This is a genomic window from Paenibacillus sp. 2TAF8, assembly GCF_052114825.1.
Lineage (GTDB): Bacteria > Bacillota > Bacilli > Paenibacillales > Paenibacillaceae > Paenibacillus.
In genome coordinates this window covers 1-26,027 of record NZ_JBFRFN010000024.1, presented here as the reverse complement: position 1 = coordinate 26,027, position 26,027 = coordinate 1, and the positions used below count along the sequence as shown (strand labels likewise).

General features: G+C 42.3%; 17 protein-coding genes. 13 read left to right on the top strand and 4 right to left on the bottom strand.

Features of this window, described 5'->3' with window-relative positions:
- Positions 1-8 precede the first annotated feature (8 nt).
- From AB4Z30_RS25115 to AB4Z30_RS25100, 4 genes are all read left to right on the top strand, one after another.
- Positions 9-2,732, top strand: a complete 2,724-nt coding sequence (locus tag AB4Z30_RS25115; protein ID WP_441930162.1) for an alpha-L-rhamnosidase-related protein — start codon at positions 9-11, stop codon at positions 2,730-2,732.
- Between the two features lie 111 nt (positions 2,733-2,843).
- Positions 2,844-4,271, top strand: a complete 1,428-nt coding sequence (locus tag AB4Z30_RS25110; RefSeq protein WP_441930161.1) for an MFS transporter — start codon at positions 2,844-2,846, stop codon at positions 4,269-4,271.
- A 100-nt stretch (positions 4,272-4,371) separates the two neighbouring features.
- Positions 4,372-7,122 carry a glycoside hydrolase family 78 protein gene (locus AB4Z30_RS25105; protein ID WP_441930160.1) on the top strand — a complete coding sequence of 917 codons (2,751 nt, stop codon included), beginning with the start codon at positions 4,372-4,374 and terminating at the stop codon, positions 7,120-7,122.
- A 531-nt stretch (positions 7,123-7,653) separates the two neighbouring features.
- Positions 7,654-9,006 carry a glycosyl hydrolase 53 family protein gene (locus AB4Z30_RS25100; protein WP_441930159.1) on the top strand — a complete coding sequence of 451 codons (1,353 nt, stop codon included), beginning with the start codon at positions 7,654-7,656 and terminating at the stop codon, positions 9,004-9,006.
- Between the two features lie 185 nt (positions 9,007-9,191).
- On the opposite strand, the gene AB4Z30_RS25095 is transcribed toward AB4Z30_RS25100, so the two are convergent.
- Both AB4Z30_RS25095 and AB4Z30_RS25090 read right to left on the bottom strand, forming a co-directional pair.
- A complete protein-coding gene (locus AB4Z30_RS25095) occupies positions 9,192-10,040 on the bottom strand; it encodes an oxidoreductase (protein ID WP_441930158.1) in 849 nt (282 codons plus the stop codon).
- 80 nt (positions 10,041-10,120) lie between these two features.
- Positions 10,121-10,489, bottom strand: coding sequence for a MerR family transcriptional regulator (locus AB4Z30_RS25090; protein ID WP_441930157.1), 369 nt, complete (start codon positions 10,487-10,489; stop codon positions 10,121-10,123).
- Positions 10,490-10,822: 333 nt separating this feature from the next.
- On the opposite strand from AB4Z30_RS25090, the gene AB4Z30_RS25085 reads away from it, so the two are divergent.
- The 5 genes from AB4Z30_RS25085 to AB4Z30_RS25065 all read left to right on the top strand — a co-directional run bounded on the left by AB4Z30_RS25085 (position 10,823) and on the right by AB4Z30_RS25065 (position 17,794).
- Entirely contained in the window at positions 10,823-13,564 is a 2,742-nt protein-coding gene (locus AB4Z30_RS25085) for a glycosyl hydrolase (protein WP_441930156.1), read from the top strand.
- Positions 13,565-13,867: 303 nt separating this feature from the next.
- Complete coding sequence (locus tag AB4Z30_RS25080; protein WP_441930155.1) at positions 13,868-14,539, top strand: GDSL-type esterase/lipase family protein; 672 nt, start codon at positions 13,868-13,870, stop codon at positions 14,537-14,539.
- A 181-nt stretch (positions 14,540-14,720) separates the two neighbouring features.
- The gene (locus AB4Z30_RS25075) at positions 14,721-15,581 is read left to right on the top strand and encodes a sugar phosphate isomerase/epimerase family protein (RefSeq protein ID WP_441930153.1); all 861 of its coding nucleotides are present in this window, start codon (positions 14,721-14,723) and stop codon (positions 15,579-15,581) included.
- The gene (locus AB4Z30_RS25070) at positions 15,574-16,665 is read left to right on the top strand and encodes a Gfo/Idh/MocA family protein (protein ID WP_441930151.1); all 1,092 of its coding nucleotides are present in this window, start codon (positions 15,574-15,576) and stop codon (positions 16,663-16,665) included. The genes AB4Z30_RS25075 and AB4Z30_RS25070 overlap by 8 nt, the downstream gene beginning before the upstream one ends.
- A 40-nt stretch (positions 16,666-16,705) precedes the next feature.
- Positions 16,706-17,794 (top strand): Gfo/Idh/MocA family protein, encoded by a 1,089-nt coding sequence (locus tag AB4Z30_RS25065; RefSeq protein ID WP_441930150.1) that lies wholly within the window; start codon positions 16,706-16,708, stop codon positions 17,792-17,794.
- Between the two features lie 104 nt (positions 17,795-17,898).
- On the opposite strand, the gene AB4Z30_RS25060 is transcribed toward AB4Z30_RS25065, so the two are convergent.
- Positions 17,899-18,888, bottom strand: coding sequence for a LacI family DNA-binding transcriptional regulator (locus AB4Z30_RS25060; RefSeq protein WP_441930149.1), 990 nt, complete (start codon positions 18,886-18,888; stop codon positions 17,899-17,901).
- A 255-nt stretch (positions 18,889-19,143) separates the two neighbouring features.
- On the opposite strand from AB4Z30_RS25060, the gene AB4Z30_RS25055 reads away from it, so the two are divergent.
- Positions 19,144-20,376, top strand: coding sequence for a cytochrome P450 family protein (locus AB4Z30_RS25055; RefSeq protein ID WP_441930148.1), 1,233 nt, complete (start codon positions 19,144-19,146; stop codon positions 20,374-20,376).
- A 107-nt stretch (positions 20,377-20,483) separates the two neighbouring features.
- Entirely contained in the window at positions 20,484-21,254 is a 771-nt protein-coding gene (locus AB4Z30_RS25050) for an SDR family NAD(P)-dependent oxidoreductase (protein WP_441930147.1), read from the top strand.
- Between the two features lie 174 nt (positions 21,255-21,428).
- Here AB4Z30_RS25050 and AB4Z30_RS25045 read toward each other — a convergent pair whose 3' ends face one another.
- Positions 21,429-22,661 (bottom strand): cytochrome P450, encoded by a 1,233-nt coding sequence (locus AB4Z30_RS25045; protein WP_441930146.1) that lies wholly within the window; start codon positions 22,659-22,661, stop codon positions 21,429-21,431.
- A 374-nt stretch (positions 22,662-23,035) separates the two neighbouring features.
- On the opposite strand from AB4Z30_RS25045, the gene AB4Z30_RS25040 reads away from it, so the two are divergent.
- Together AB4Z30_RS25040 and AB4Z30_RS25035 are read left to right on the top strand one after the other, a co-directional pair.
- A complete protein-coding gene (locus AB4Z30_RS25040; RefSeq protein WP_441930145.1) occupies positions 23,036-24,070 on the top strand; it encodes an AraC family transcriptional regulator in 1,035 nt (344 codons plus the stop codon).
- A gap of 109 nt (positions 24,071-24,179) precedes the next feature.
- On the top strand, positions 24,180-25,910 hold the full coding sequence (locus tag AB4Z30_RS25035) for an alkaline phosphatase (protein ID WP_441930144.1): 1,731 nt from the start codon (positions 24,180-24,182) through the stop codon (positions 25,908-25,910).
- Positions 25,911-26,027 lie beyond the last annotated feature (117 nt).

Here is a 26,027-nt window from a genome sequence, read left to right as displayed (position 1 = left end):
TTAAACACATGTATGAATTATGGAATGGTACCATTAAAACGCCTTACCTTCAGTTTTATGCTGTTTTTACGATCACTAAAGACAGTAACGGAGTCGTTCAACTTGCAGTAGAAACGGAACCAATGAATCTAAACCTTTCTTTTGAAAAGGTTCGTTTGGAAGAAAATATACTTTTGGCAACCGGATTAGATGAATCAGGTCAGACTTATGACCTCGAACTTACTTTTCAACATCAAACGTGTACTGGATCAATCTCATTACCATACATGGGTACAGTTCAGTTCTCAGGTGAAAAAGGGCGGGGGACTTCCTTAAACGAGAAGCTTCAGAAATATGGTGAAGCTTCTGTTCAAGAGAACCGGTACTGGAGAGGGAAATGGATATGGGATGTCAGACAGCCCGAGGAGCAGGCAAATACTGAACATCGCCTTGTGTATTTCAGAAAAAGCTTTCACATCGGTGAATCGATATCACCCAAATTAGTGATTGATATTTCTGCAGATAGCAGATACAGACTCTATGTTAACGGTAAATCCGTTTCGATCGGCCCTTGTAAAGGCGATATGCATACTACATATTACGAATCCGTAGATGTAAGTGAATATCTTTTTCCAGGTAACAACGTACTTGCAGTAAAGGTTCTCCGTTATCCTGCGATGGAACCATTCAAAATTGGAGAGGGAGGTCCTATTTCCATTTGGCGTTCACAATCTGCTGGTCTGTTAGTAGAGGCCTCTTTACGAGACGAAAACAGCACTGAATTAATGCCACTCCACTCTGATGCAAACTGGCGTACCTACCGTCATCAAGGTTACCGACATGTGTCTAAACAGCTTATCCGTTGGATGGGGGGCATAGAAGAAGTAGAAGGGAATGGAGCACCGCAGGGTTGGGAGTTCCCCGACTATGATGATTCGAGCTGGGAACATGCTATCCCGTTCGCCGAAACACGTGGATTTGCCGGGATTCTTAGTCCATGGAACTTGTTACCTCGACCAATACCATTTATGTACGAAGAAGAGAAACAATTTGTTAAAGTAACAAAAGCAACGGGAGTTGGAGTCGAAGAGACTGAACGGTTTCTACAAAATTCACTCGATAACACATCTTTGCTGGTGATCCCAAGCGGACATAAAATCCAGTTGGATTTAGATGCTGGAGAATTGACAACCGCTTATCTCAACATACGGATGCGTAATGGCCGAGGTGCTAAAGTGAGAATGATGGGCGCCGAGTGTTATGAACCTCACGAGAGCACTGAAATGCAGCGAAAAAAAGGAGATCGAGAAGATAACACCGGACAGTTAATGGGTGAATTCGATACCTATATTGTTGCAGGACAAGTAAATGAAACTGTTACGGATGAAGTCTACGAGCCCTTCTGGTTCAGAACATTTCGTTACGTTCGTTTGGAAATTGAAACAGAAGATACACCACTTGAATTGTTGCAGTTTTCATACCGAGAAACCAGATATCCATTAGAAGTAAAAGCGCAATTTGAATCTTCAGATCAAGAACTTAACACGATATGGGATCTAAGCGTTCGAACCTTACAACTTTGTATGCACGAAACTTATGAGGATTGCCCTTATTACGAACAACTGCAGTATGCCATGGATAGTCGACTCATGATGCTGTTTACGTATAATGTTAGCGGCGATGACAGAATGGCAAGGCGAACCATAGAAGATTTTTATCGTTCGAGACAACCTTCCGGATTACTTCAGGCACGTTTCCCGTCGGTTGAGCCTCAAGTCATTCCATCTTTTTCACTTTACTGGGTAGATATGATCTCAGAGCATTTTGAGTTTAATGGGGACCTGCAATTAGTGGAGCAATATCGGCCTGCCATCATTGAATTAATGGATTGGTTTCATACAAGGTTAACGGATGACGGAATCGTTGGTGTTACTTCAAACCGATACTGGACCTACTTCGATTGGGTTGACGCATGGCCGCTCGGTGCGCCGCCTGAGAGCGTGGATCGTCCCATGTTTTTGCTGAGTTTCATGTATGCAGCAGCGTTAAGGAAATCCGCAACATTATTACATGCTACAGGCTGGAGTCAAGCTGCATCAACAATGGAATCGAGAGCAGAACAAGTGTGTAATGCCTTGAGAAAGCTTGCCTGGTCAGAAGAACGTCAGTTATTTCGCGACATGCCTGGGCTGGAGATATATAGTCAGCACACTCAGATTATATCGATCCTTGCAGGAGCAATCGAAGGAGAAGAAGCCCGACGACTGATGGAACGCACACTGGAAGAGCAAATTCACCGGGTAACGCTGCCGTTCTCGTATTTAATGATTCAAGCTTTAAAGAAAGTGGGGCTACAGCATAAAATATTTGGACTGTGGGATCGCTGGCGTGTATTCGCTTCACAAGGTTTGACGACGCTTCCAGAGATGGAAGTGAATCCAAGAAGCGATTGTCATGCTTGGAGTGCTGTTCCACTGGCTGAATTCCCGGCTACTATTCTAGGTGTAACACCCGCTGATCCGGGAGCAACTACCATTAGAATTGAACCGCACATTGGTAAACTAGACTGGGCGAAGGGTAGTGTGGCAACCAAGCAGGGATTGATTGAGATCGAATGGCATATTGAGGAGCATCAATTTTTGTTAAAAGCTAAATTACCTGTAGGGACATCAGCAATAGTTAAGCTTCCAGATGGTACGGAGCAATCATTCCGTGGATCAGAAATCTTTAGTTGCACCATCTCACAAAACTAAATCTAAGCAAGGCTGCCATTATTCACACATTCATCAATCGATGGCTTTTAGAACGACTAAAATGATCCCTGAAAGCGGTAACATCCATGAGAGAAAGAAGGGAAAACTACAATGAGAGCTGAGCAGAATATCTCTAGTCCACCAATTGTAGAAACAAACAAAAAGTCTAAGGCTTTAGGTCTTGATGCCCAAGGTATTCRGAAAACAATGAAACCTCATCATTACTTAGGAGATGGGGCAGCGCAAATTGCCTTAAACTCCATCAACGGGCTGATCGGAATGTTAACTTATTTTTATACAGATAAAGTAGGCATTGCGGCCGCAACGGTGGGGACCATTATGCTCATCACCAAATTTATTAATGCCATAGCTGACTTGGTGATGGGTAGAGTTGTCGATGCAACAAAGTCCAAATACGGAAAGGCTAGACCGTGGATTCTATGGATGGCTCTGCCAGCAATGGCCTCCATCATATTACTGTTCACAGTACCAGCTGAAGCATCAACAACTGTAAAGGGCATCTATGCTCTAGTTACGGTAGCCTTTGCCTCAGCCGTTGTTTATACGGGAATTGCAATACCTTATGGAAGCTTGATGGCAATCCGGACGAGAAGTGTAGAAGAACGTGGAAAAATGGGCCTTACTCGAACCGTCTTTGGCTATTTTATTGGTATGATCATTTCTATCGCATTAATTCCGGTGACCAACATGTTTGGTGGAGATCAATCCGCATGGATTATGGTTGCCGTTGTGCTAGGGGTTGTATCTTTTATTGCATTGGTACTGACATTTCTAGCTTCCAAAGAAAACAATGAAAATGTAAAAGTAGTCGAGACCGATAACGTCCCTTTTTGGGAAAGCATCAAGATTCTGTTCAAAAATAAATATTGGGTCATTATGCTGTTTGCACAATTGCTGATCAACATGATGTATACGCTTAACGGCTCGACAGGAATCTATTACACAAAGTACATTCTCGGAAATGAAGATTTGATAGGAATCATGGGGGCCATTGGATTGATTCCGGTATTTTTAGGTTTCGCTATAGTAGGGCCGATGATTAAAAAATTCGGGCTTGCAAGAACAGCGCGAATTGGTATGATTGTCGGCATCGTTGCATCACTTATTCGTTGCTTTATGCCATATAGCTTTATTGCGGCTTTAGTCCTTGGTGGTATCGCCACACTAGCAACAATTCCAATGATGGCTGTGGGTGGGGTGCTGGTGAACAATACGGTGGAATACGGTGAATGGAAGACAGGCAAACGGTTAGTCGGGATGGTCAACAGTGCAAATAGTTTTGGCGTTAAAATTGGTATGGGTCTCGCAGCTGCAATGATCGGCTGGATTTTGGCAATGGGTAACTATGACGGGGCATTAGCAACACAAACCGATTCTGCGATGACCAGCATCCTTGTTCTGACGGTATATCTTCCTTTGGTGATCTTTGTTCTTACTTATCTTTGCTTGCGTAAGTACGATTTGGATGATAAGTATCCTCAAATTGTTAAAGAATTGGAAGAACGTAAAAATGGTTAGTGAGGAACGGTATCATCGCTTATTTGAAGCATTTATTATTGAAAAATAAAATTAGTAAGCGATATCATAAAATTTTTGAATTATGGAAAGGTGGATCAATATGAAGTTAAAAAATCTTCGCATTGAATACATGGAAAATCCCCTGGGCTTGGATACAACAAACCCGCGGGTATCGTGGCAATTAGTTTCTTCAGAGCAGGGAGTTATGCAGACTGCATATCAGATTGCAGTAACAAAGGATACTCAGAGAATTTGGGACTCTGGTAAGGTGGAATCGGACACTTCAATTCTGTTAGAGTATGCGGGACCTTCGCTTCAAGCCTCTACTTTGTACCAGGTTCATGTCACCGTTTGGGATAACCAAGGCAACCAGGCAAGCATTGAAGGACATTTTGAAACAGGTCTTCTCAAGGGAAGTAATATTACAGCAGACTGGATCACGCATCCCTTCCCGGATGATGAAACTGCACCTCCCGTTTTCCAAAAGACGTTCACCATTGAAAAGGATATACAGTCAGCACGTGTTTATGCATCCTCCTTAGGTGTTTATGAGATTTCCATTAATGGGAGAAGAGTAGGAGATCACTATTTTGCTCCTGGTTGGACAAATTACAATGAGCGGTTGCAATATCAGACTTATAATTTAGACGGATTGCTGGAGCAGCAAAATAAAATCGAGATTACCGTTGGAAATGGCTGGTATAAAGGGATATTCGGTTTTACCTGTACTCCGAATCATTACGGTGACAGAGTGGCGGCTATCGCAGAACTTCACATTGTCTATACAGACGGATCTAAAGAAAGGATTGTAACGGATGAAAGCTGGAAGGTGACTAAGGGAATGATTCGTTCCAGTGAAATCTATATGGGGGAGACCTACGATTCTTGTTTTATAGACGATACGTTATATGATGTGCTCCCTTTCTCCTATAACAAAGAGCGTCTTGTCGCCCAGGAAAGTGAACCGGTCAGAATTACCAGGAAGCTTCCCGCGGTGGAGTTCATTACGACACCAAAAGGAGAGCAGGTTATTGATTTCGGACAAATTGTCACCGGATTTGTAGAACTTCAGATTACCGGGCGTGAGGGCCAGGTCATTACCATCCGACATGCCGAGGTGCTTGATAAAGAAGGTAACTTTTACACTGAAACTTTGCGGCAAGCTGAATCTATTGATCGATTTGTTTGTAACGGTAAAGAACAAATTTTCCGGCCTCACTTCACGTTCCATGGATTTCGTTACATCGCGGTAGAAGGGTTAGAGGTAGTACAGCCGGAATTTTTTACAGCTTGCGTACTGCATTCACATCTGGAGGAAACAGGCAATCTGACAACGTCAAATGAAATGGTTAACCAGTTATTCAGTAACATCCAGTGGAGTCAGCGCGGCAATTTCCTTGACATTCCGACGGACTGTCCTCAAAGAGATGAACGTCTTGGATGGACAGGAGATGCTCAAGTGTTTGCCGGTACGTCTGCATTTAATATGAACGTTGCGTCCTTCTTTACAAAATGGCTGCGTGATCTTGCCTCAGAACAAACTGAAGAATATGGCGTCCCGCATATAGTCCCTAATATCCTTGGGAATCAGGAAGGGGCTGCTGCTTGGGGCGATGCTGCTGTTATTGTTCCCTGGGTCATGTATCAGATGTATGGCGACCTTAGGCTACTCGAGCAACAGTACGACAGTATGAAGGGCTGGGTTGATTACATCATGGAACGCTGCGGTGTTAATGGGCTGTGGCAGACAGGGTTTCAATACGGAGATTGGCTCGGACTTGATAAAGAAGAGATTAGTAATGAGCGAACTGGAGCTACGGACGTTTATCTGGTGGCTAACGCTTATTATGCCTATTCCACAGAGCTGCTCGCCAAGACTGCAAGAGTGTTAAATAAATCTGAGGATGCGTCCAAATACGAAACTCTTCATAGCCAAGTCATATCAGCGTTCAAGGAAGAGTATATTTCAGCAACTGGCAGGCTAGTCAGTGAAACTCAAACGGCTTGTGTATTAGCTCTTCACTTCAATCTGGTGGATGACAAGCACCGGGAGAGAGTCCGCAAGACACTGGAGACAAATATTGCCCAACATAAGAATCACCTTACAACTGGTTTTGTGGGTACTCCATATCTGTGTCATGTATTATCTGACAATCAATTGCATGAGCTTGCCGGTACCTTGTTCCTGAAAGAAGATTTTCCGTCCTGGTTGTATGCCGTTAAGAAGGGAGCTACAACCATCTGGGAACGGTGGAACTCCATTCTCCCTAATGGCGATTTTGATACATCAGGCATGAACTCCTTAAATCATTATGCATATGGATCTATTGGGGAATGGATGTACAGAAAGTTGGCTGGTATTAATCAAATTGRACCCGGTTTTAAAAAAATCTTGATCCAACCTCAGTTCATAAAGGGGATAAGTGCAGTTGAAGGTATTTATAATTCGGTGTACGGAGAAATCAAAAGCTCATGGTCTTGCGAGAACGGAGAAATTATTGTCAATGTAACAATCCCGGCCAATACCACTGCCATCATCAAACTGCCTGAGCAAAAAGATTCGATTGAAGTCGGTTCTGGAGATTACTCCTTTAGATATCGTACACAAACCAATCTCAAAATAGACAGGTTTACACTGGACTCCACTCTTAAGGAAATAATAGAAGAGCCGATAGCCGTTCAGATGATTGAAGAACATGCACCCGGTATGCTGGACCATCCAATGATAAAATATGCATATGATTTCTCCATAAGCGAATTGTTGGCAAATACCCCTGAGGAAACAGAAATGCTGTTTAAACTGCTTCTGAAAACATTAAATGAACCGAAAAAACAAGGTGCTTTTCATTAAAACAAAAGGGTGTTGTAGGATAACTACAATGCCCTTTGTCTTAATTGTTCGTGTGGGTGAAGATTATTACATCGCAGCTTCATATGGCTGGAAATCCTGACTCATGTGTTGTTTGGCAAAGTATTTTCGAGAACATTGGGTATGAGAGTGACAACACGTAGGAGGAGAGAGAATTTCGCGTTATGGAGATGTTGAATTCTTACATTGGCTTGTAAACTTCCCCTTTTGAAAACAGTATTATTATGACCTCTCACTCGTTGCCCCATCGTACATAAAGGGCTTGCCCTTTCGTACGATTTTTTTTTCGTTCTTTTTCGTTATCATGGGGGTACAGGTTGCTCAGTTTGTAGCTCAAGAATTTCAGAAAAGTGAAAGGGGAAGAATTAAAATATGTGAATATGGATGACCCTCGTCTCTTTAACTCAGGTTATGCTGACAACTGTCATTCTTTTTGTTTACGAAGCACATATTAAACAATTACTTTAATTAAAATACTACCTAGCTTAGCTATAAAGGGAGACTTCTTTAATAATGAAGAAAATAAATGATGTATTAAATCGCATGAAAACAAGAACAAAGATCATGATCTCTTTGCTTATCATTATTTTAATTATAGCAGGGATTATCGTAAGAAATTTATCCGTATATGTGGAAGATAAAGATTATGTACCTGCTGCCACCACAGAAAAGTTCCGTGTAGCGCTTTCGGTAAGCCCTTTTTCGGGAAATGAATTTAAGACGGGGAATACCTATACAGCAGGAGACGTTACTGCGAAAAACCGTGAGGAATTAGAAAAGTTGTATATTTCATCAGGCGCTACGGAAATGTACGCAAGAATTGCTACTAAACGATATCCTACTGCAGATAATATCGTTAATGGTGAGGAAGACTCAAATGCAAATTTCCATACCTTGGAGCAGGGATTAGAGTTGGCTCGCATGGCAGCCAAATTAAATATACCGTTGAACCCTGAGATTATGCTGGCTTACACATACATGGATATGGATCGGCAACAAGCACCTAATTTCGAAGAATATCCCGAGATATATGCGCTGCAAAACGGAAAACCCTGGGAAGAATTAACTTTGGATGAGATGAACGTTGTCTTGGAAGCATACGGCAAATTTGTGGCAACCGAAATTCTGAAAACAGGCGTCAAAGTAGAGAACTGGAACATAGGTAACGAAGCAAACTATGGTTTTGCAGGGGTGAGCATTGGGTTGAAAACCGCAGTAAACGAAAAGTTGGAAAAAGTTCCGGGCTTCATGAGACATGTCTATTCTGTGATGGGAACCAATTGGTTGAAAAATAATATATGGAAATACAATGCAGTGCAGATGACTGCGGTAGCTAAAGGGATTAAAGAGGCCTACACTAGTTTAGAACTTGATTCAAGCAATGTTAAGTTTTCTACTCACATCGCCACGGTAGTTACAACAGTGAAAACAGCAGTCACATATTTCAAGACATTAAAGGAAAATGGATTCCCTATTGATACTGCTGGAATTAGTTTTTATCCCAGCGCGCCAGGAGTATACATCGACAAAATGGTTATGTATAAAAAAATAGTTACTGCGATTAACAAAGAGGTGGGTATACCTGTATTTATCGCAGAGTTTTCTTATCCTTCAGGTGAAGTGCAGGGCGCATATGCGGGATGGTCAAAAACGGTCAAGGGGTATCCGCATAATGAAGAAGGACAAGCTGCAATTTATCATGATGTGGTTCAGTGGGGTAAAACACATGGCCTTATAGGTATCCGTTATTGGGCTCCGGATTACAGTGGGTGGGGGAGTATGTCAATGTTTGATTACTCGGAACATGGCGCTAAAGCCAAGAAAATATTAATAGATGCTATTTCCGAAGAAAACAAATTAAAATAACCGTATAAATTAATCAGGTCAGTATAGAAAAGTCGCTTATAGCGGCTTTTTTATTTATTTATCGTATTACTTCTTAAAAACTGATTAAGTCTAATCTTATTATGGATAATTAAGAAAAAATAAAAACCCACAAGGATTTCACATAAAACGTGAAGCTCTGTGGGCTTTTGAATTCAACCTTATATTTATTTGTAATCTGCGTTTATCGTTGTTTCTTTCCATTGTTCTATGCTGGCAAGCAGGCTTTTAAATTTATAGGTCGCTGCATCGTAGGCTTGTTGTCCCAGCAACAAACGAAGAGGCGGTTCCGTTGTTTCCACAACTTTAATAACTGCTTCGGCAGCCTTTGCAGGATCTCCAGCTTCTTGACCCACACCGAGTTCAATCCCTTGCAACATCTGTCCGACGATGGATTCTTTAAGCTCAGGGATGCTTGTCTCTGTTTTGACAGAAGAGCGGCCGCCCCAATCTGTGCGGAAACTGCTTGGCTCTATTAAAGTCACATGAATATTAAAAGGGGCCACTTCTTGGGATAGACTCTCAGATATGCCCTCAACAGCGTATTTTGTAGCATGATAATAGCCGAGGGTCGGGAATGAAGTCAGACCGCCAATGGATGAGAAGTTTATAATGTGACCACTTTTTTGTGATCTCATATGTGGAAGAACAGCATTGGTTACATGCATGAGTCCCCAGAAGTTAACCTCGAACATCTTACGGGTTTCTTCCTCAACGCTTTCCTCAACGGAGCTGAAATATCCGATACCTGCATTATTCACAAGCACATCTATACGGTTAAACTTCTCAACCGTGCGGTCAACCACATTACGGATCTGTTCTGGACTAGTCACGTCCAGTGGGAGAGCAATTACCTGATCCTCATGCCCGGCAGTAAGATCTGTTACCTGCTGAACATTACGTGCGGTCACGACAACCTTATAACCTGCTTCAATTGCTTTCTGCGCAATGTGTCGTCCAAATCCTGTTGAACATCCAGTGATAAGCCAAACTTTTGATTCTGACAATGTAATCACTCCTTCAAGGTAATAACTTTACTCTACCTCTTAAAGTTAACTTGAAGTCAATACTCATTTTGAAAAATAAATATTCATAGCTATTTCATTTTCTTATGCATTAAAACATCGTAAATCGCTATCTTCCGAATAATCTTTTCCAGATGGAACTGAGTCTGAGCCACAGTACGTTCCACTTTAGTTTTATGCATTAGCAAAAATTGTTTTCTGGCATCCAGGGAAGGATCACCTTGGCGAATCAGCTCTGTATAAGCCTTAATGTCTTCAATAGACATTCCCGTATCTTTTAAAGCGATAACCAGTTCAAGCCACTCTAAAACCTCCTCTGAATATTCTCTTCTACCTGAAGCATTCCGTTCAACATGTGGTAAGATGCCTTCTTGTTCATAATAACGTAGAGTGGAGGGACGTAAACCTGTGATCTTCTCAATTTCACTAATACTGTACATGTCAGAATGCTCCTTCAATAGTTAAAGTTAACTTGAAGTAAATTGTACCCTTTTCATGAAGCAAAAGCGAATTCCTTGACTTACTTTCTCTCAACTCTAATCTTTAACACAGGTTAAGATCGCGTTATACAATGTTTGATTTCCGTTACAGTCTCTCTAAATCAAAGTTCTTATAATGAATATATAACTAGATAACTAGTTTGGAAAAAGATAAGTTCCCCCATCATTCTCAGCTAAGGAGTGTTTCAAATGAATACATGGAATCCAGCGGAATTCCAAACTCCCTCCAAGCGCTATCGCCCGAAAATGAGGTGGTGGCTTCCCGGCGCGTTCATGGACAGAGACGAGATCAAACGGGAAATTGAATGGATGGCGGAAGCTGGCTACGGCGGTGCAGAAATCAGCCATTTCTTCCCGATCCCTTCGGCGGATATAAATCCAGCGGATTATGGCCGCTTTGTTTTCGGWGGTGATGAGTGGAACAACCGGATGAAAGCTGCACTCGAAGCCGCCATTCCACTTAACTTTCAGTTGGATTTCACTGTAGGACCGCTGTGGCCGATCGCAACGCCCGCCGTCATGGACAAGAATGACGATCGCTGCACACATGGGTTGCATATTGGGACAACGGTAGTTGCAGGGACGTACAACGGAGCAATTCCTGTCCCCGATACGGTCGATCCGTCACGTCCTTATAAGCTTGTGGCTGTGACGGCTGCTCGGAGATACAGCGGGGAGTCCATAGGCGAAGTCGTCACGCTAGAATTGGAAACGGCAGCCGATCTCACCTTCAGAGTTGACGACGGACGGATAGAATGGACAGCTCCTCTTGACGGAGAATGGTACTTGTTCGGCTTTTGGAGCCAAACGAACGGACAGATGAACGACTCGATCGGTGCTCCCGCGATCGACCACTTCTCGAAAGCTGCAGCCGATGCAGTTACGGGCTTCTGGGACAAACGCCTGTTTGCGGATCCTGAGATACTTGCCTTATATGAGAAGAACGCCGGAAGCTTGTTCTGTGATTCCATTGAATTGAACGCTACTATGCTAGGCGGGATGTACGGTGCGACGCCGATGCCCGTCGCGATCTGGTCTCCCGCCGTATTAGAGGAGTTCCGTATGCGTCGAGGCTATGATTTGACTCCTTATCTGCCTTCGATATTCGTCAAAGGTTTGTATCAGCTAGGTGCGGGCAATCGGACGGACGGAGACTCAGATTACGATTTCACTGACCGCTCGGCAAACCTACGCATTAGGAACGACTTCTTTCAAACCTTGACAGATATGTTCCGGGACAATCACCTTCGGACAATAAGAAGGTGGGCAAACGGACATCATATGAAGCTTCGTTATCAAACTTACGGCATGCCTACCGAGCTCTCCTCGGGCCTTGCCGAAGTTGACATCCCGGAGACGGAATCACTCGGTTTCCATGATTCGACCGACGGTTACCGAATCCAATCGGGTGCCGTTCATCTGTATGATCGCGAGATCTATTCGATTGAGGTAGGCGCTGTTATGGGTTATGGCTACAAGCAGACGTGGACCGGACAGGACTTCGGCCTTCTCTGGCAATTGCATCGAGGCTTTGCGGCTGGCGTCAACCAGGCGGTTCTTCACGGTATGTCCTACGATACTTCATCTGCTTCGGAACATTTCGAAGCGATGTTCAAATGGCCGGGCTTGTCGCTCATGGGGTCGAGGTTCTCAAACGAATGGGGAGGACGCCAACCAAATTCCCTTAATGCAAGAGCTCTCACAGACTATATCGCGCGCACTCAATATCTGCTTCAAATTGGTAAGCCGAAGGTGGATCTGGCGATTTATCGTTATCATATTGATGGGATTCATGGCGCAATGGGAACGGAATTGACCCCGTATGAACAAGCCGGTTTCACGTATGACTTTGTAAGTCCTTGTTTGTTGGATTTAGCAAATGCCCAAACCGGTATATTAGAGGGGAAATCCGTACTGGTAGCGGACGGGCCGGCATATCGTGCTATCGTCGTAGATATGCGCAAGAAGTCGTTGACCGGAGACTGGAGGGCGTCCGATCTCCCGATTGAAACAGCCAATCAACTGATCGCCTTCGCGGAGAGCGGACTACCTGTCGTGGTCGTCGGAGAAGCTCCGAATCATGTTGCTTCGTTCTTTGGCAGTAAGGACAAGATGAGAGCCAAAGACATCGAGCTGTGCGATCGAATCGAGCATCTGTTAAACCTGCCGACGGTAAGAGTGGTTAAGAATCAAGAAGATGCGGTCGCGGCACTGGGCGAGCTTTCCGTCATTCCTGCCGTTCAAGTCCAGTGCGAGTCGCCACTGTTGAATGCCCGTCGGTACGAAAACGGTATTTCCTATTACTTCATCTACAATCCAAGTCAAGTGCAGGCTTTCGAGGGAGAAGTGCAGTTCACAGGGACAGGGAACCCTTTCAAGCTGAACGCTTGGGATGGAACAATATGCCCGATGGCCGCTGTTCATACAGGCTCCGGTCAAACGACGGCGAAGCTGCGACTCGCTCCGAACGGAACTGCTTTGATCGCGGTTGCCGATGAATGGACAGAAGCGCTTCAGCGCGAGGAATATCGCGATATGATTGCGAAAGGTACGCGGATCATACCAGATCGCTGGTCTCTCGTCGTGGACAGTTGGACTGCAGGCGCTCATCCAACGGAAACGAAGATTGAACGGATCGAGCTTGAACTTGACGAGCTGCGCTCCTGGATTCACATTCCGGCGCTCCGGCAAGTATCCGGAATTGGACGATATCGGACAAGCTTCCGCATTGAAGAGCGGAAAGGTACTTTTGCTGCCGTTATTTTAGAGATGGGCGAGGTGTCCGATACGTTCAGGGTCTTCGTTAACGGCCAAGAGCTCCACGGTGTCGATCAGATCGGGCGTCATATTCCAATTGGGGAATACTTACGCTATGGAGAAAACAACGAGTTGGAGGTCGAAGTAGCGACGACCCTGAACAATGCGCTAAGCTTTTTCGATCCTAACCGGGAACCGCTAGATTGCGGCTTGATTGGTCCCGTTGAAATCCTATTAGGGGAAGGATCGGACGAATAGCGTAATTTTAGTGCCGTTTTCCGTTTTATTTTCCTTCTTCTCGTTGAGAAAGCAAAACACTCGTATTTGGGACGATCTGGAGAAATGCAATCGTATTTCAGTGAACTCGTAGGCTGCTTATATGATGCAGGTGTAGGTCTATTTTTCAAGGGTGTTCCCGAACAAGCAGATGGGACGGCTTTGCAAGACCTTCTGAACTCGGGGAGATGGTCGAATTCCTTGCCTCTACCAACTCCCGTTACATGACAACATCCCTCGTTGCTTTCGACGGCGGTCTGACTCTATAAGGAAAGGATGATATCGATGGACCAATTATCGCCTGAGATGATTCAATTGATTATAACCGAATTCGGCAATCAATTTGTAAGTGCAGCTAAGAAGAACCGGCTTGATTCGTTTCGAAGACTGAATCCGATCGCGAAGAAGAAAGGAATCGCGTTCATCGGAGATTCAATCACCGAGGGATTCCCGATTTACGAAATGTATCACGGAGAAATACCTGTGTACAACCGGGGAGTAGGGGGAGATACAACCTACGAATTGCTGCAGAAATTGCCGCAAACAGTCTATGAACTGGAGCCGTCGATTGTAGTTATGCTCATAGGTACTAATGATCTTGCATTCAGTTCCGACGTGAGTGGGATTTCCGGCAGGATCGAGCAAATTTGCCAGGCCATCATAGCCTCACAGCCAAACGTCCGGCTGATCGTGCAATCGGTGTACCCGATTAATCCTTCGGATGACCCGCGTGTAATCCAGTATCTCTTGGGCAGCCGAACCAACGCTTTGATTCTTGAATTAAATGAGAGGATTCAGGAGATGACCACGCGGCTTGCAATCGATTACGTCGATCTTCACCCAGCGCTAAAAGACGAGCATGGTAATCTGAAGCTGGAGTATACGACCGATGGTCTTCATCTGAACGTCGAAGGTTATGAAGCCGTCCTTCAAGTACTACAAAAACATCTGAATTAGGACGGGTTGGCAGCCCAGACTCCCGTGGAGTTTGGGTTCCATGATTAATCTACAGTCTTCCAGTGAAAATTAAAGGGGATAATGGGCAGCAATTGACAATGTTATAGAGACATGTTATAAAAAATCTAACCGGTTACATTCAAAAATGTAACCGGTTAGATTGAAAAGGGAGGTCACTTTATTGTCTATTCAAATTGGTTTACAAATGTTTTCTGTTCGAAATAAATTCAATGAAGATCGTGTTAAAACATTGCAGGATTTATCAACGATTGGGTATAAGCACATTGAAATCCCAGTTGATTTTCAAAGTGATAGCGCTTTTAATATCAAATCTCTGTCTGCCAGTGATTTAAAACGAATGACTGAAACTGCAGGCATACAAGTACTTGGAACACATATTCCAGCAGAATTAAATGAGCAAGAACTCAATGAAATAATTTCCTATCACAAAGAGTTGGGGTGTAATAGAGCAATTATTCCTATGAGGTTTTTTCAAGGAGCTAATGACGCAATCGATTTCAGTAAGCGATTAAATGAATATGGAAAGAGACTTCGGACACACGGGATCCAGCTGTATTATCATAATCATTTTCAAGAATTTCAAAAGTTTGATGGGAAAACGTTATTTGAGATCCTATTAGAAAATACAAATCCTGATTATTTGAAATTTGAATTAGATATCTATTGGGCTATTAGGGGAGGGGCGAATGTCGAGCAGTTGCTAAAACAACTTGGAACTCGATGTGAATTAATTCATATCAAAGATTTGCCTCATCCCGTTAGCACAATAAATATACTCGACACACTAGACAAGGAAAAAGAGATAACTATACATGATTTCATTCCATTGTTTAATTCTGATAATTTTGTAGAAATAGGACAAGGAAAGCTGGATATCAAGGAAATTATCAAATTTGCAAAAGAGCACACAGCCACTAAATATATCATTGTTGAGCAAGATGTTATATCGATTGATGAGATAAAAAGTGTTGAGATAAGCTTTAGCGCCTTATCCGATTTATTGGGTGTTGAGTATGAATAAATTAAATGTAGGTATTATTGGCTGTGGTGCAATTGCTATAGAAAAGCATCTGCCAGCATTGCTCAAACTGTCTGATAAGGTAAATGTCAAAGGTTTTGCTAGTAGAAATGAAGAAAAAGCAAAAAAAGCTGCTGATTTGGTAGGAAATGATGCAAAAATTTATACCAATTATAAAGAAATGCTGCAAGATCCTGAAATTGATGTCGTTCATATCTGTACACCGAATGCATTACACAGTTCAATGACTGTCGAGGCTTTAGAGGCAGGGAAGCATGTCATGTGTGAAAAGCCTATGGCCATGAATAGTCAAGAAGCAGAGGAAATGGTAAAAGCTGCTGAGCGTACAGGTAAAAAATTGACAATTGCATACCAGAATCGTTTCAGAAAAGATTCAATACTTTTGAAACAAGCGTGTACTAATGGCGATCTGGGAGAAATTTATGTAGCTAAAGCGCACGCAATTCGACGTAGAGGTGTCCCCACTTGGGGAGTATTCCTAAATAAAGAGATGCAAGGAGGCGGTGCACTTATTGATATTGGCACGCATGCACTTGATCTGACTCTATGGTTGATGAATAACTACGAGGTTGAAAGTGTAACCGGCGTAGTGCACAACAAATTAAGACATGAGAATAAGGCTAATCCTTTTGGACCGTGGGATCCGGATCATTTTAACGTAGAAGAGTCAGCGTTCTCTTTTATCAAAATGAAAAATGGTGCATCCATTTATCTAGAATGTTCCTGGGCTCTGAATTCACTAGATGAAAGAGAAGCAATGACTACGTTGTCTGGAACAAAAGGAGGCGCCGAAATGCGCCGGAATACAGCCTTAGGTACAAATGAACTGATATTTAATACCGAAATGTATGGAAATCTCGTTAGCACTCAGTTACAGAATGCAGCCGGTATATCGTATATCTCACCCGTAGAAGAATCAGATGCTGATCGTGAAATGGCTCAATGGATCGATGCAATCCTTGAGGACAAAAATCCTGTAGTTGAACCAAGACAAGCGTTAGTCGTTACTCAGATACTTGAAGCGATTTATCGTTCAGCCGAATTAAATGACACGATTAAATTTTAAATTGAAATTTGTCGTTTTCATACTGAGAGGATGAGTTCTAATGAGTAAAGTTCTTAATGTAGGAATTATTGGTACGGGAGAACTTGCACAAGTCGTACACTTGCCTATCCTTAAAGAATTACCCGAAAAATTCAAAATAACCGCTTTATGTGATGTTTCGTCTAATTCTCTCAAATATAACGGAGAAAAATTTGGCATTTCAAACCTCTATACAAATGTGGAGGATCTTGTTAATGACGAAGATATTGATGTTGTTTTCGTCTGTAACAGTAACGAATATCATGCAGATGCTGCTATAGCTGCTGCCAACGCAGGTAAGCATGTTCTCGTCGAAAAGCCTATGGTACTGTCATTATCCGAAGCAGAAGCTGTGATCGAGGCGAAAAACAGAAATAATGTCCATGTTATGGTCGGTTATATGAGAAGATATGCTCCTGCATTTGAAGCTGCAGTTAAAGAAGTGGGGGGGCTAGACCAAATTCTGTACGCAAGAGTACGGGATATTATTGGACCGAATGATTATTTCATAAGGCAATCTGGAGCATACCCGAAAAAATTTAACGATTTTCCCGAAGAATTAAATAAAGAAAGAGCTGAGAAATCCGAAAAGTGGATTAGAGAAGTTCTTGGTGAAGGCGCTGATGAGACTGCAATTATGTTATATTATTTCCTTACCGCTTTAGGGTCGCATGATGTTTCTGCCATGCGTGAAGCTTTGGGAATGCCAGAATCCGTATCCGGTTTTGCTTTTAATCGTGGAGGCTTCTTTATAAATGCGATTTTCAACTATCCATCTTTCAATGTAGTTTATGAGACAGGCATGAATAACGTAGGTAAGTTTGATGCTCATCTGGAAGTGTACGGAAAGGATAAAACGGTTAGAGTAGAATTTGACACACCGTATATTCAAGGACTACCTATTAAATTAATCGTGTCAGAAACAGAAGGGGACTTGTACAAAGAAACCGTTATTCGACATACTTATAAAGACCCTTATACGATTGAATTGGAAGCACTTTATGATGCAATTGTTCACGATCAGGTCATAAAAACAACTCCAGAGGATTACCGTGATGACTTAATCATTTTTAATATGCTAATTGATTTCTACAAAAAGCAGAAGCAATAATTCCTGATTTAATAAACATCGATGTCTTTTGTGAATAACCTAAAAAGACAAACCAAGATCATTAATTGACCTTCGTTTGTCTTTTTTAATTCGTGAAACTCTCTTTAAAGACTTTGTGTACTTTCTCTTTTAACTAACTCCAATGGCAGAACTATGTTGTTTGGCTCTCCTAGTTCACCATGTACTAGCTTGATTATCTTTTCTGCAAGATATTGCCCGAGCTTTTCAATCGGTTGTTTGACTGTAGTCAGTGAGGGATTATAAAGAGCGGAAGCACGGATATCATCGTAACCAACCACAGAGATATCGTTTGGAACATTCAGTCCACTCTCATGAAATGCTCGAATAGCCCCCATAGCCAGCAGATCATTATCACAAAAAACAGCAGAAAAATGATATTGGTTGTTTAAAAGCTGTTTAGCAGCGCTATATCCTGCTTCATTGAAATTATCACTCATCTTAACTTTTACATTTAATTTATCGTTTGTATCAATACCTGAACTTGACATAACGTTCATTAAATCAGATGGCACTTCTTGATATGTGATATAAGCAATTGCTCTGTGGCCTAGTTGAATCAAATAATTAATTGCATTTCGTAAGCCCCGGATACGGTCAACAGAGACGGAATGAATTTTAGGAGTTGAACTGTTAAGTGCCACCACTGGTCTCCCAGAATGTATAATTCTGTCCAGTTGATTTTCAATAAAGAATGGGGGGGTATAACCCATAATTATTCCATCAACTTCTTTTTGTTCGAAAATCTCTAATATGGCCTTCTGTTTAGCGTCTGTAAAATTATCAAAACCAATAATGAGGGTATAACCTTGCTCCCATAGAGAAGTTTCAATGGCCTCTGCAAATTGTGCCCAAAACTCACTTGTTATGTGAGGCACAATAAGACCAATCGTTTTAGTTTGTATACGATTCATAGTTCTGGCTGCGTGATTAGGTCGGAAATTTAATTTTTCTATGGTTTGTTGAATCAATTCTCGAGTTTCTCTTTTTACTTTATCTTGTCCATTTATGACTCTGGAGACAGTTGCGATGGAAACGCCAGCTTCACGTGCTACATCTCGTATTGTAGGTTTCATAAATTTATTCCTTTAATATTAATATTCTACAAACGTTACAAATAATTTTTATCTATACAATACTTCATTTTATGGCGAAGGACAAGAATCTAGAAACCGTACACCAGTTATGCAATGGAAGTGCAGGTTTGGAGACAAGAAAATGTTGAATTTCGTATTACTGGAATTAAACGAAGTAATTTGAAAGTGAATCCCTAAATATGATAGTCTTTTTATTGTAATGATATTTAAACTATCATTTTAGGAGGCGTTACGATGTTTACAAATGCAAATCAAGATCGTTCCAAGTCCAAAGTTGATTTCATGGAACATTCATTCATTCAGCAGCCTTTCCCAGTCTACGAAAAGCTGCGTGCCGAAGAGCCTGTCCATCGACTTTTACTGCCGAGTGGGCATGCTGCCTGGATGGTTACCCGATATGAGGATGCCGTCAAAATTTTGCAGGATGGCCGCTTTGTAACCGGAGTTCTCGATAACAATAACAATGAAAAGGTGGAGACACTTCCTCCGCATCAGGCGATTATTTCACGAAATCTGATCAGTGTTGGTCCTGAAGATCATCGTCGACTGCGGCGCTTGATTCAGAAGGCATTTACTCCACGAATGATTGAGAGGCTGCGGGGACGAATTGTGGAAATAAGCGATCAATTGCTAGACACGATTCAAGCAAGAAACACTCGAGAGTTTGATTTGATTGAGGATTATGCTTTCCCGCTGCCCATTATCGTTATTTGTGAAATGCTAGGCGTTCCGCTAGAGGATCAAGATAAATTCAGAGCTTGGTCCAACACCATTATGGAGAGTGTCAGTAATCCGCAGATGAACCAGGAAAGCGATGAAGTAATGAAGGCTTTTGTCGAATACTTACAAGTACTAATCACGGAGCGGCGGAAACATATTCAACAGGACCTCATCAGCGATCTCATCAGCATAGAAGAAGAAGGTGACAAACTAACGGAGCAGGAGTTATATGCACTTGTGTTCGTACTCATCATTGCAGGGCATGAAACCACAGTGAATCTGATTGGGAACGGCATGCTGGCGTTGCTGGAACATCCACAGCAAAAGCAGCTGCTTATGGATGATCCTGATCTGATTCAAGCAGCGGTTGAGGAAGTGCTGCGATTTAATGGACCAGCTGAAATAAGCAATGTACGCTGGGCTGAGGAAGATGTGGAATTTCAGGGAATACAAATTCGCCAAGGAGACATGATGCTTGTCGCGTTATCCTCAGCGAATCGGGATTCCAGTCAATATGAAGAACCCGATACGTTTGACATTACTCGCAAAGTCAATGACCACATTGCTTTTGGTAAAGGAATTCATTATTGTCTTGGCGCTCCACTTGCGAGACTTGAAGGCGAGATTGCGATCAACGCTTTACTTCAACGGTTGCCGGAGCTTCGGTTAAATACAGATCTGGAACTGCTGGAGTGGAGGCCAGGTATGATTATTCGGGGACTCAAAGCGTTTCCGGTCGCATACTAAATTCTGGACGTGCGATTGATTATCGGCCAACTTCTAAATGATGCCAGTTGAAAACAGCAGCTTATAAGATCCAGCAAGCATCCAAAAAAAGGCGGAGGGATTGAATCATGGGAAAACTAAAGGGTAAGGTTGCCATTGTAACGGGTGCAGGAGGAGGACTGGGCAGTTACATCGCCCTACGCCTGGCAGAAGAGGGTACATCATTAATGCTTACTGATATCAATGGCTCCTCATTAGAGGAAACCGCTGCACGTTGTGAACGTGCAGGGTTTTCGGTTCTTGCCAAGACTGCTGATTTGTCTAAGCCTAACCAGGTCAAATTACTGGTTGAAGATACGATCAAGGAATTCCATACCATCGACATTCTAGTCAATTTGGCAATTGCTATTCGGACACCACATTCCTTTCTGGAGCATGAATTGGACACACTTGATGAGAGCTACCAAACAGGACTTATATCCACTTGGCTCATGATGAAGGAAAGTTACCCGTATTTAAAACAAGGTGGAGGAAAGATCATTAATTTTGGCTCAGGAGCTGGATATGATGGGCTTGAGGGGTATGCCGCATATGCTGCCATTAAAGAAGGAATACGAGCGTTGTCGCGTGTTGTTGCCCGCGAATGGGGCAAAGACAACATCAATGTGAATGTCGTAAATCCTGGAGCCCTCACGGATGGGATTCGCGCACATCTGGATGCACTGCCTGAAGATCAGCGTGACCCGCAGCTGCTGGGGTTCAAGCCCACGGCAATCGGTCGGTATGGAGACCCTTATGAAGATATCGCTCCGGTCGTTGCTTTTCTGGCAAGTGAAGATGCCAGACATATAACGGGTCAAACCTTTTTTGTTGATGGAGGCTCAATTATTAACGCATAGAAACAGAAGCGATTTTGAAGAGCGATAATTAAATAAACAAGTTTATTAAGAACTGTAAYTAACTTAAAATTCAAGACACGCCCTGATTAATTTCAATAAAATCATCATACAAAACGACCGTTCCCTCAGTGTTCAAAAGAAGGACGGTCATTTGTTTTATTTATGGAAGGAAAATCAAATCATGATCTTATCCAAAACTTTCAATTCTACAGGTAGAGTAAGCAGATTTTGTGTCCCTTTGTGTACATGCAGCGCCGGATTAAAGGTTTCCGTTGGAACAATATCAGCAAATGTTTCAACGAAACACTCTAACGCAATTTGAGCTTCAAGACGCGCCAGAGGGGCTCCTAGACAAAAGTGAGGGCCTTTACCAAAGCTAAGATGCTTGTTACTGTTCTCTCGGTGTATATCAAACTTGTTTGGCTCCGGGAATTGCTCTGCATCATTATTCGCGGCTCCAAGCCATACAACAATGACATCACCTTTTTTCATAGGGATACCCAACACATCGCTATCCATGGTCAATACCCGATCTAGTGTGATGGGGAAGCGATAACGCAGCGTTTCTTCAATGGCATTGGAGATAAGGCTGCGATTGGAGATAATCTCCTGATAAATTCCTTGTTGTTCATACGCGAAAGTGTAAAACATGTTCCCAAGTAAATTGGTTGTTGTTTCATTGCCTGCAGCAAGCAGACCCAAACTGAAGGCTACCACTTCCTCATCTGTAAGTTGTGTCCCCTCATACGCTGCAAGAGTTAAATCAGAAATAATATCCTGTTCAGGATTTTGACGTTTTTCTTTCACAATGGGAAGCAAATAATCGTTGAACTCCCACTTCGCACGGTATTTTCTCTCGACTTGATCCGTAACGTTTTCTTCTGAGTTGGGGAAAAACAAAATATCGGACCAGTTCTTTATATACTGAAGATCTTGTCTTGGTGTGCCTAACAAATCAGAAATGACCGTGACAGGAAGAGGAACAGCAAGATCACGGATCATGTCGGGCTTGTTCACCTGCTTTATATTATCTATTAATTCTTTTGCAATGATCCTGATTTTCGGTTCCCACTCCTTTAGACTTCTTGGGGTAAATGCACTGGATACCAGCTTACGTATATCACGTTGAATTGGAGGATCGGTAGAATTGATATCTACACGTGTATTGACTGTTTTGGGAATAGGTGACACACTTCTTTTCCGTATGCTTGAGAACAGCTTGAAGTCACTAAGCACCATGTTCACGTCATCATAGCGAAATACGTTCCAGACGTTTTGCTGCTCATCATAATATATCGGATTATTAACAAGCATATCATGGTACCAATCATAGGGATTCCATAATTGTTCAGGAGTTTGTAACTTGGATATCTCATGAATGACGATAATACTATGTTTTGAGTTCATCTTTCCAACACCACCTCTGATTTTAATATGATAAACTTCGATGTAATATTCTGACTATCATATGCAATTAAACTTTATCACAAAAATGTATATAAATTCAAATAATACCCTTTTTAGCAATAATCAAACTTAACGATCCGGTTATCCAATGTTCACCATCTTTTAAATTGCGTTATCTGACCTTAAGAAAGAGTTATTTCAATCATTTTATCTCCAACGTAGTATAAATATGAAAGCTACAAGCTTGGGGGAAAAACCTTTTATTGAAGAATAGGAATCAATTTCTACCACTAGGTTCTTATGCAAACCTCAAGAGCTTATAGAATCTGTTGCTGAAGATAGAAGACGTTGTTAATGCTGGGAGGAAGGGATTTATGAGAAAGAGCCAGCTAAGTGATTTTCTCCAAAAACATATAACCTATGAAAAAGGGATGAGGAAGGGAAAGCCGTCCCCCTTGAATAAGAAGAATATAAAATATGGTCACCCTTTGAAATTACAAAACACATACTCGGAGAAAGAACTGCTAATACAAGAGGAAATCGAAAGTTATTATCAGAAGCCCGGGTTTTCACATCTTTTTAAACATGAGAAAATTTCTTTTTTTGTTAGCGAGCCAAGTTGTGGAGTCAGTCATCGCCATCCGTACATTGAACTGATGTATATTTATGCCGGCCACTGTACACAGGAGCTAAACGGGAACAGAATTGAATTTCATAAAGGGGACCTTTGCCTTTTAGATACAAGCGTTCTGCAACAATGTCTCATGGCATCCAAGGATTCGATCATTGTAAATTGTGCTTTATGGAGACCCTTGTTCGATCATCATTTTTTCGGTCGGTTTAACGTGGAGGACCCGCTTGCACATTTTTTCAAAAATGCATACTACAATTTACAATCATCGGAGCAGTTTATTGTGTTTCGTTCATCGGATGATCGTATCAAATGGTTCATTGAGAACGCACTCTGCGAATATTTTGACAAAACGTATTATACGGAAGAAAATGTTCAATACTATTTGCTTCTTTTGTTAGCCGAATTATCGTTACGTTATGAACGCAGCTCTCATTGGGGCGTCACCGATTCAAACACAGAAAATCAATTTCTAAAAGTCATTCGTCATGTTCAAAAGAACTATCGGCACATTACACTGGAAGAAGCAGCTCGGCATTTCAACTATAGTCCTAGTTACTTGGGACGGCGGATAAAGAGCGCGAGCGGGATGGCATTTCACCAGCTTGTTCAAAATGAGAGATTGGCAGAAGCCATTCATTTACTTGAAAGAACAGACATGTCTGTAGATGAAATTGTAAATGCTGTCGGTTACTCCAATATGACTTATTTCTATAAAATTTTCAGAGAAGCATATGGCATGTCGCCTAGGTGTTATCGACAAGAAAAAGGTATTTAGGTTAGGTAATATAGCAAATCAGGTTAGTGGATTTAGAGCATAACCTCCGTATAATAGCCTTATCCATTCTTGGAGACTATGGAATGATTCGACTAGAGGAGGAATTAGCTTGTATAACCCAAGAAAAGTTGTAGTGAGTTTGCTTACTACTGCATTGCTATTAGGAGGTACCTGGACAAGTCCATCCATAGCGAGAGCTGAGCAGCAGCCGAAATCGAAAAATTTGATTATCTTGATTGGCGACGGGATGGGGCTCAGTCAAGTTGCTGCTGCCAGAACCTATTTGAGGACACAATTCGATATTGAACATCTGAATATGGATAACTACTTCGTAGGTCAAGCAACAACTTACGCTGCCCATGGCCATGACGCAGATTCTGGAACAACAGTTTCCGGTGTCATTACAGATTCCTCTGCTGCGGCGACCGCTTTTGCAAGCGGTACCAAAACATATAATGCTGCTGTTGGGGTTACAAACGAAAATGTTGCTGTTCCTTTAGCGTCGATCATTGAAGCAGCAAAGCTAGCCGGTAAGGCAACGGGACTAGTAAGCACAACAAGATTAACACACGCTACTCCAGCAGCATTTGCCTCACACGTTCGCAATCGAACAAATGAAAATGCTATTGCTTCGCAGCTCTTGGAAAGTGGAGTCGATGTCATGCTTTCCGGTGGAAAAAGGCAATTCGTTTCAAAAAACGAGGGAGGGGAGCGGACCGACCGTAGTATCCTTTCTGATTTCGAGAAAAAAGGTTACAAGCTGGTCCAGAACCGTGAGGGCTTGTTAAATCTCGAAGCGACTCCAGATCAAAAGGTGCTGGGACTTTTCAGCGACTACTTTATGCCGTATGTACTCGATAGACAAAACGAACATCCATCTCTTGAAGAAATGACGAAAAAAACACTTGAACTGTTAGCTGCTGATAAAGAAGGATTCATTGTAATGATAGAAGGCGGGAGGATTGATATGGCAAGTCATGCAAATGACTTCCCAACAATGATTCAGGAGGTGCTTGAGTTTGACCGCGCTATTGGGGTTGCGATGGACTTTGCCAAAACAGATCAAAATACGTCTGTCATAGTGACTGCCGATCACGAGACCGGTGGACTGGCACTAGGTAGGGACTCCGTCTATGAAATGAACACCGACTTATGGGACTCGCAAACTCACTCTCATGAGTATTATTATACAGATTTCATTAAGCTCAAAAATCATCAGGAAATTCGTGAGATAGCGAGAAAAAACAATGGCATAACAAACTTAACCGATGAGGAGGCGGAATATATCCTTCATGGGAAGGAAAATTCAGAATATCTTGGTGCTATAGGTAGATATAATCGGGTCATTGCCAAACGGATGTCGATTTCTTGGTCCGGATATGGCCATACCGCGACAGACGTCGGGATTTGGGCATACGGTCCCATCGCTGATCTCGTAAAGGGACACATAGATAATACAGATATTGCGCAGGCGAGTTCCAATGTTCTGGGTATCAATTTAGATGCGGCGAATGCAAGCTTGCGTTCAAAGTACCTATATCCCGAGTTCATAATAAGTAAGGATGGCAAGGTGGTTTTTCCAGCGCGTGAATTAGCAGAGTTCTTCGGGGCAAACGTCCAATATAGCAAATCGACCAAAGTAGTAAGTCTACATTTGGACGGTAAACACGTTGATATTAATTTGAATAATTTAGCAATCGATACAGGTAAGGTACCCCTTTTATCGGATACTGCAGAAATGAAATCTGGCTTATTGTATCTAACGCTTGAAGTATTCGAGAAGTTAGTGGGACAAGATATGGAGTGGGATACTTTATCGGAGCGAATCGTGGTTAAATAAACAAACACATCGCGCGTAAATGCTTGGGTTATAAGAAAGTAGTTGAAATCAAGGTTGTTCCTCAAAAACAGCATCTTTTACTCACGGATAAATGGACGATGATAGAACTGATAGAAC

Coding starts and splice junctions, on each gene's coding strand:
- AB4Z30_RS25115 (WP_441930162.1), top strand. CDS start 9: ATGTATGAATTATGGAATGGTACCATTAAAACGCCTTACCTTCAGTTT.
- AB4Z30_RS25100 (WP_441930159.1), top strand. CDS start 7,654: ATGAAGAAAATAAATGATGTATTAAATCGCATGAAAACAAGAACAAAG.
- AB4Z30_RS25090 (WP_441930157.1), bottom strand. CDS start 10,489: ATGTACAGTATTAGTGAAATTGAGAAGATCACAGGTTTACGTCCCTCC.
- AB4Z30_RS25080 (WP_441930155.1), top strand. CDS start 13,868: ATGGACCAATTATCGCCTGAGATGATTCAATTGATTATAACCGAATTC.
- AB4Z30_RS25070 (WP_441930151.1), top strand. CDS start 15,574: ATGAATAAATTAAATGTAGGTATTATTGGCTGTGGTGCAATTGCTATA.
- AB4Z30_RS25065 (WP_441930150.1), top strand. CDS start 16,706: ATGAGTAAAGTTCTTAATGTAGGAATTATTGGTACGGGAGAACTTGCA.
- AB4Z30_RS25060 (WP_441930149.1), bottom strand. CDS start 18,888: ATGAAACCTACAATACGAGATGTAGCACGTGAAGCTGGCGTTTCCATC.
- AB4Z30_RS25055 (WP_441930148.1), top strand. CDS start 19,144: ATGTTTACAAATGCAAATCAAGATCGTTCCAAGTCCAAAGTTGATTTC.
- AB4Z30_RS25050 (WP_441930147.1), top strand. CDS start 20,484: ATGGGAAAACTAAAGGGTAAGGTTGCCATTGTAACGGGTGCAGGAGGA.
- AB4Z30_RS25045 (WP_441930146.1), bottom strand. CDS start 22,661: ATGAACTCAAAACATAGTATTATCGTCATTCATGAGATATCCAAGTTA.
- AB4Z30_RS25040 (WP_441930145.1), top strand. CDS start 23,036: ATGAGAAAGAGCCAGCTAAGTGATTTTCTCCAAAAACATATAACCTAT.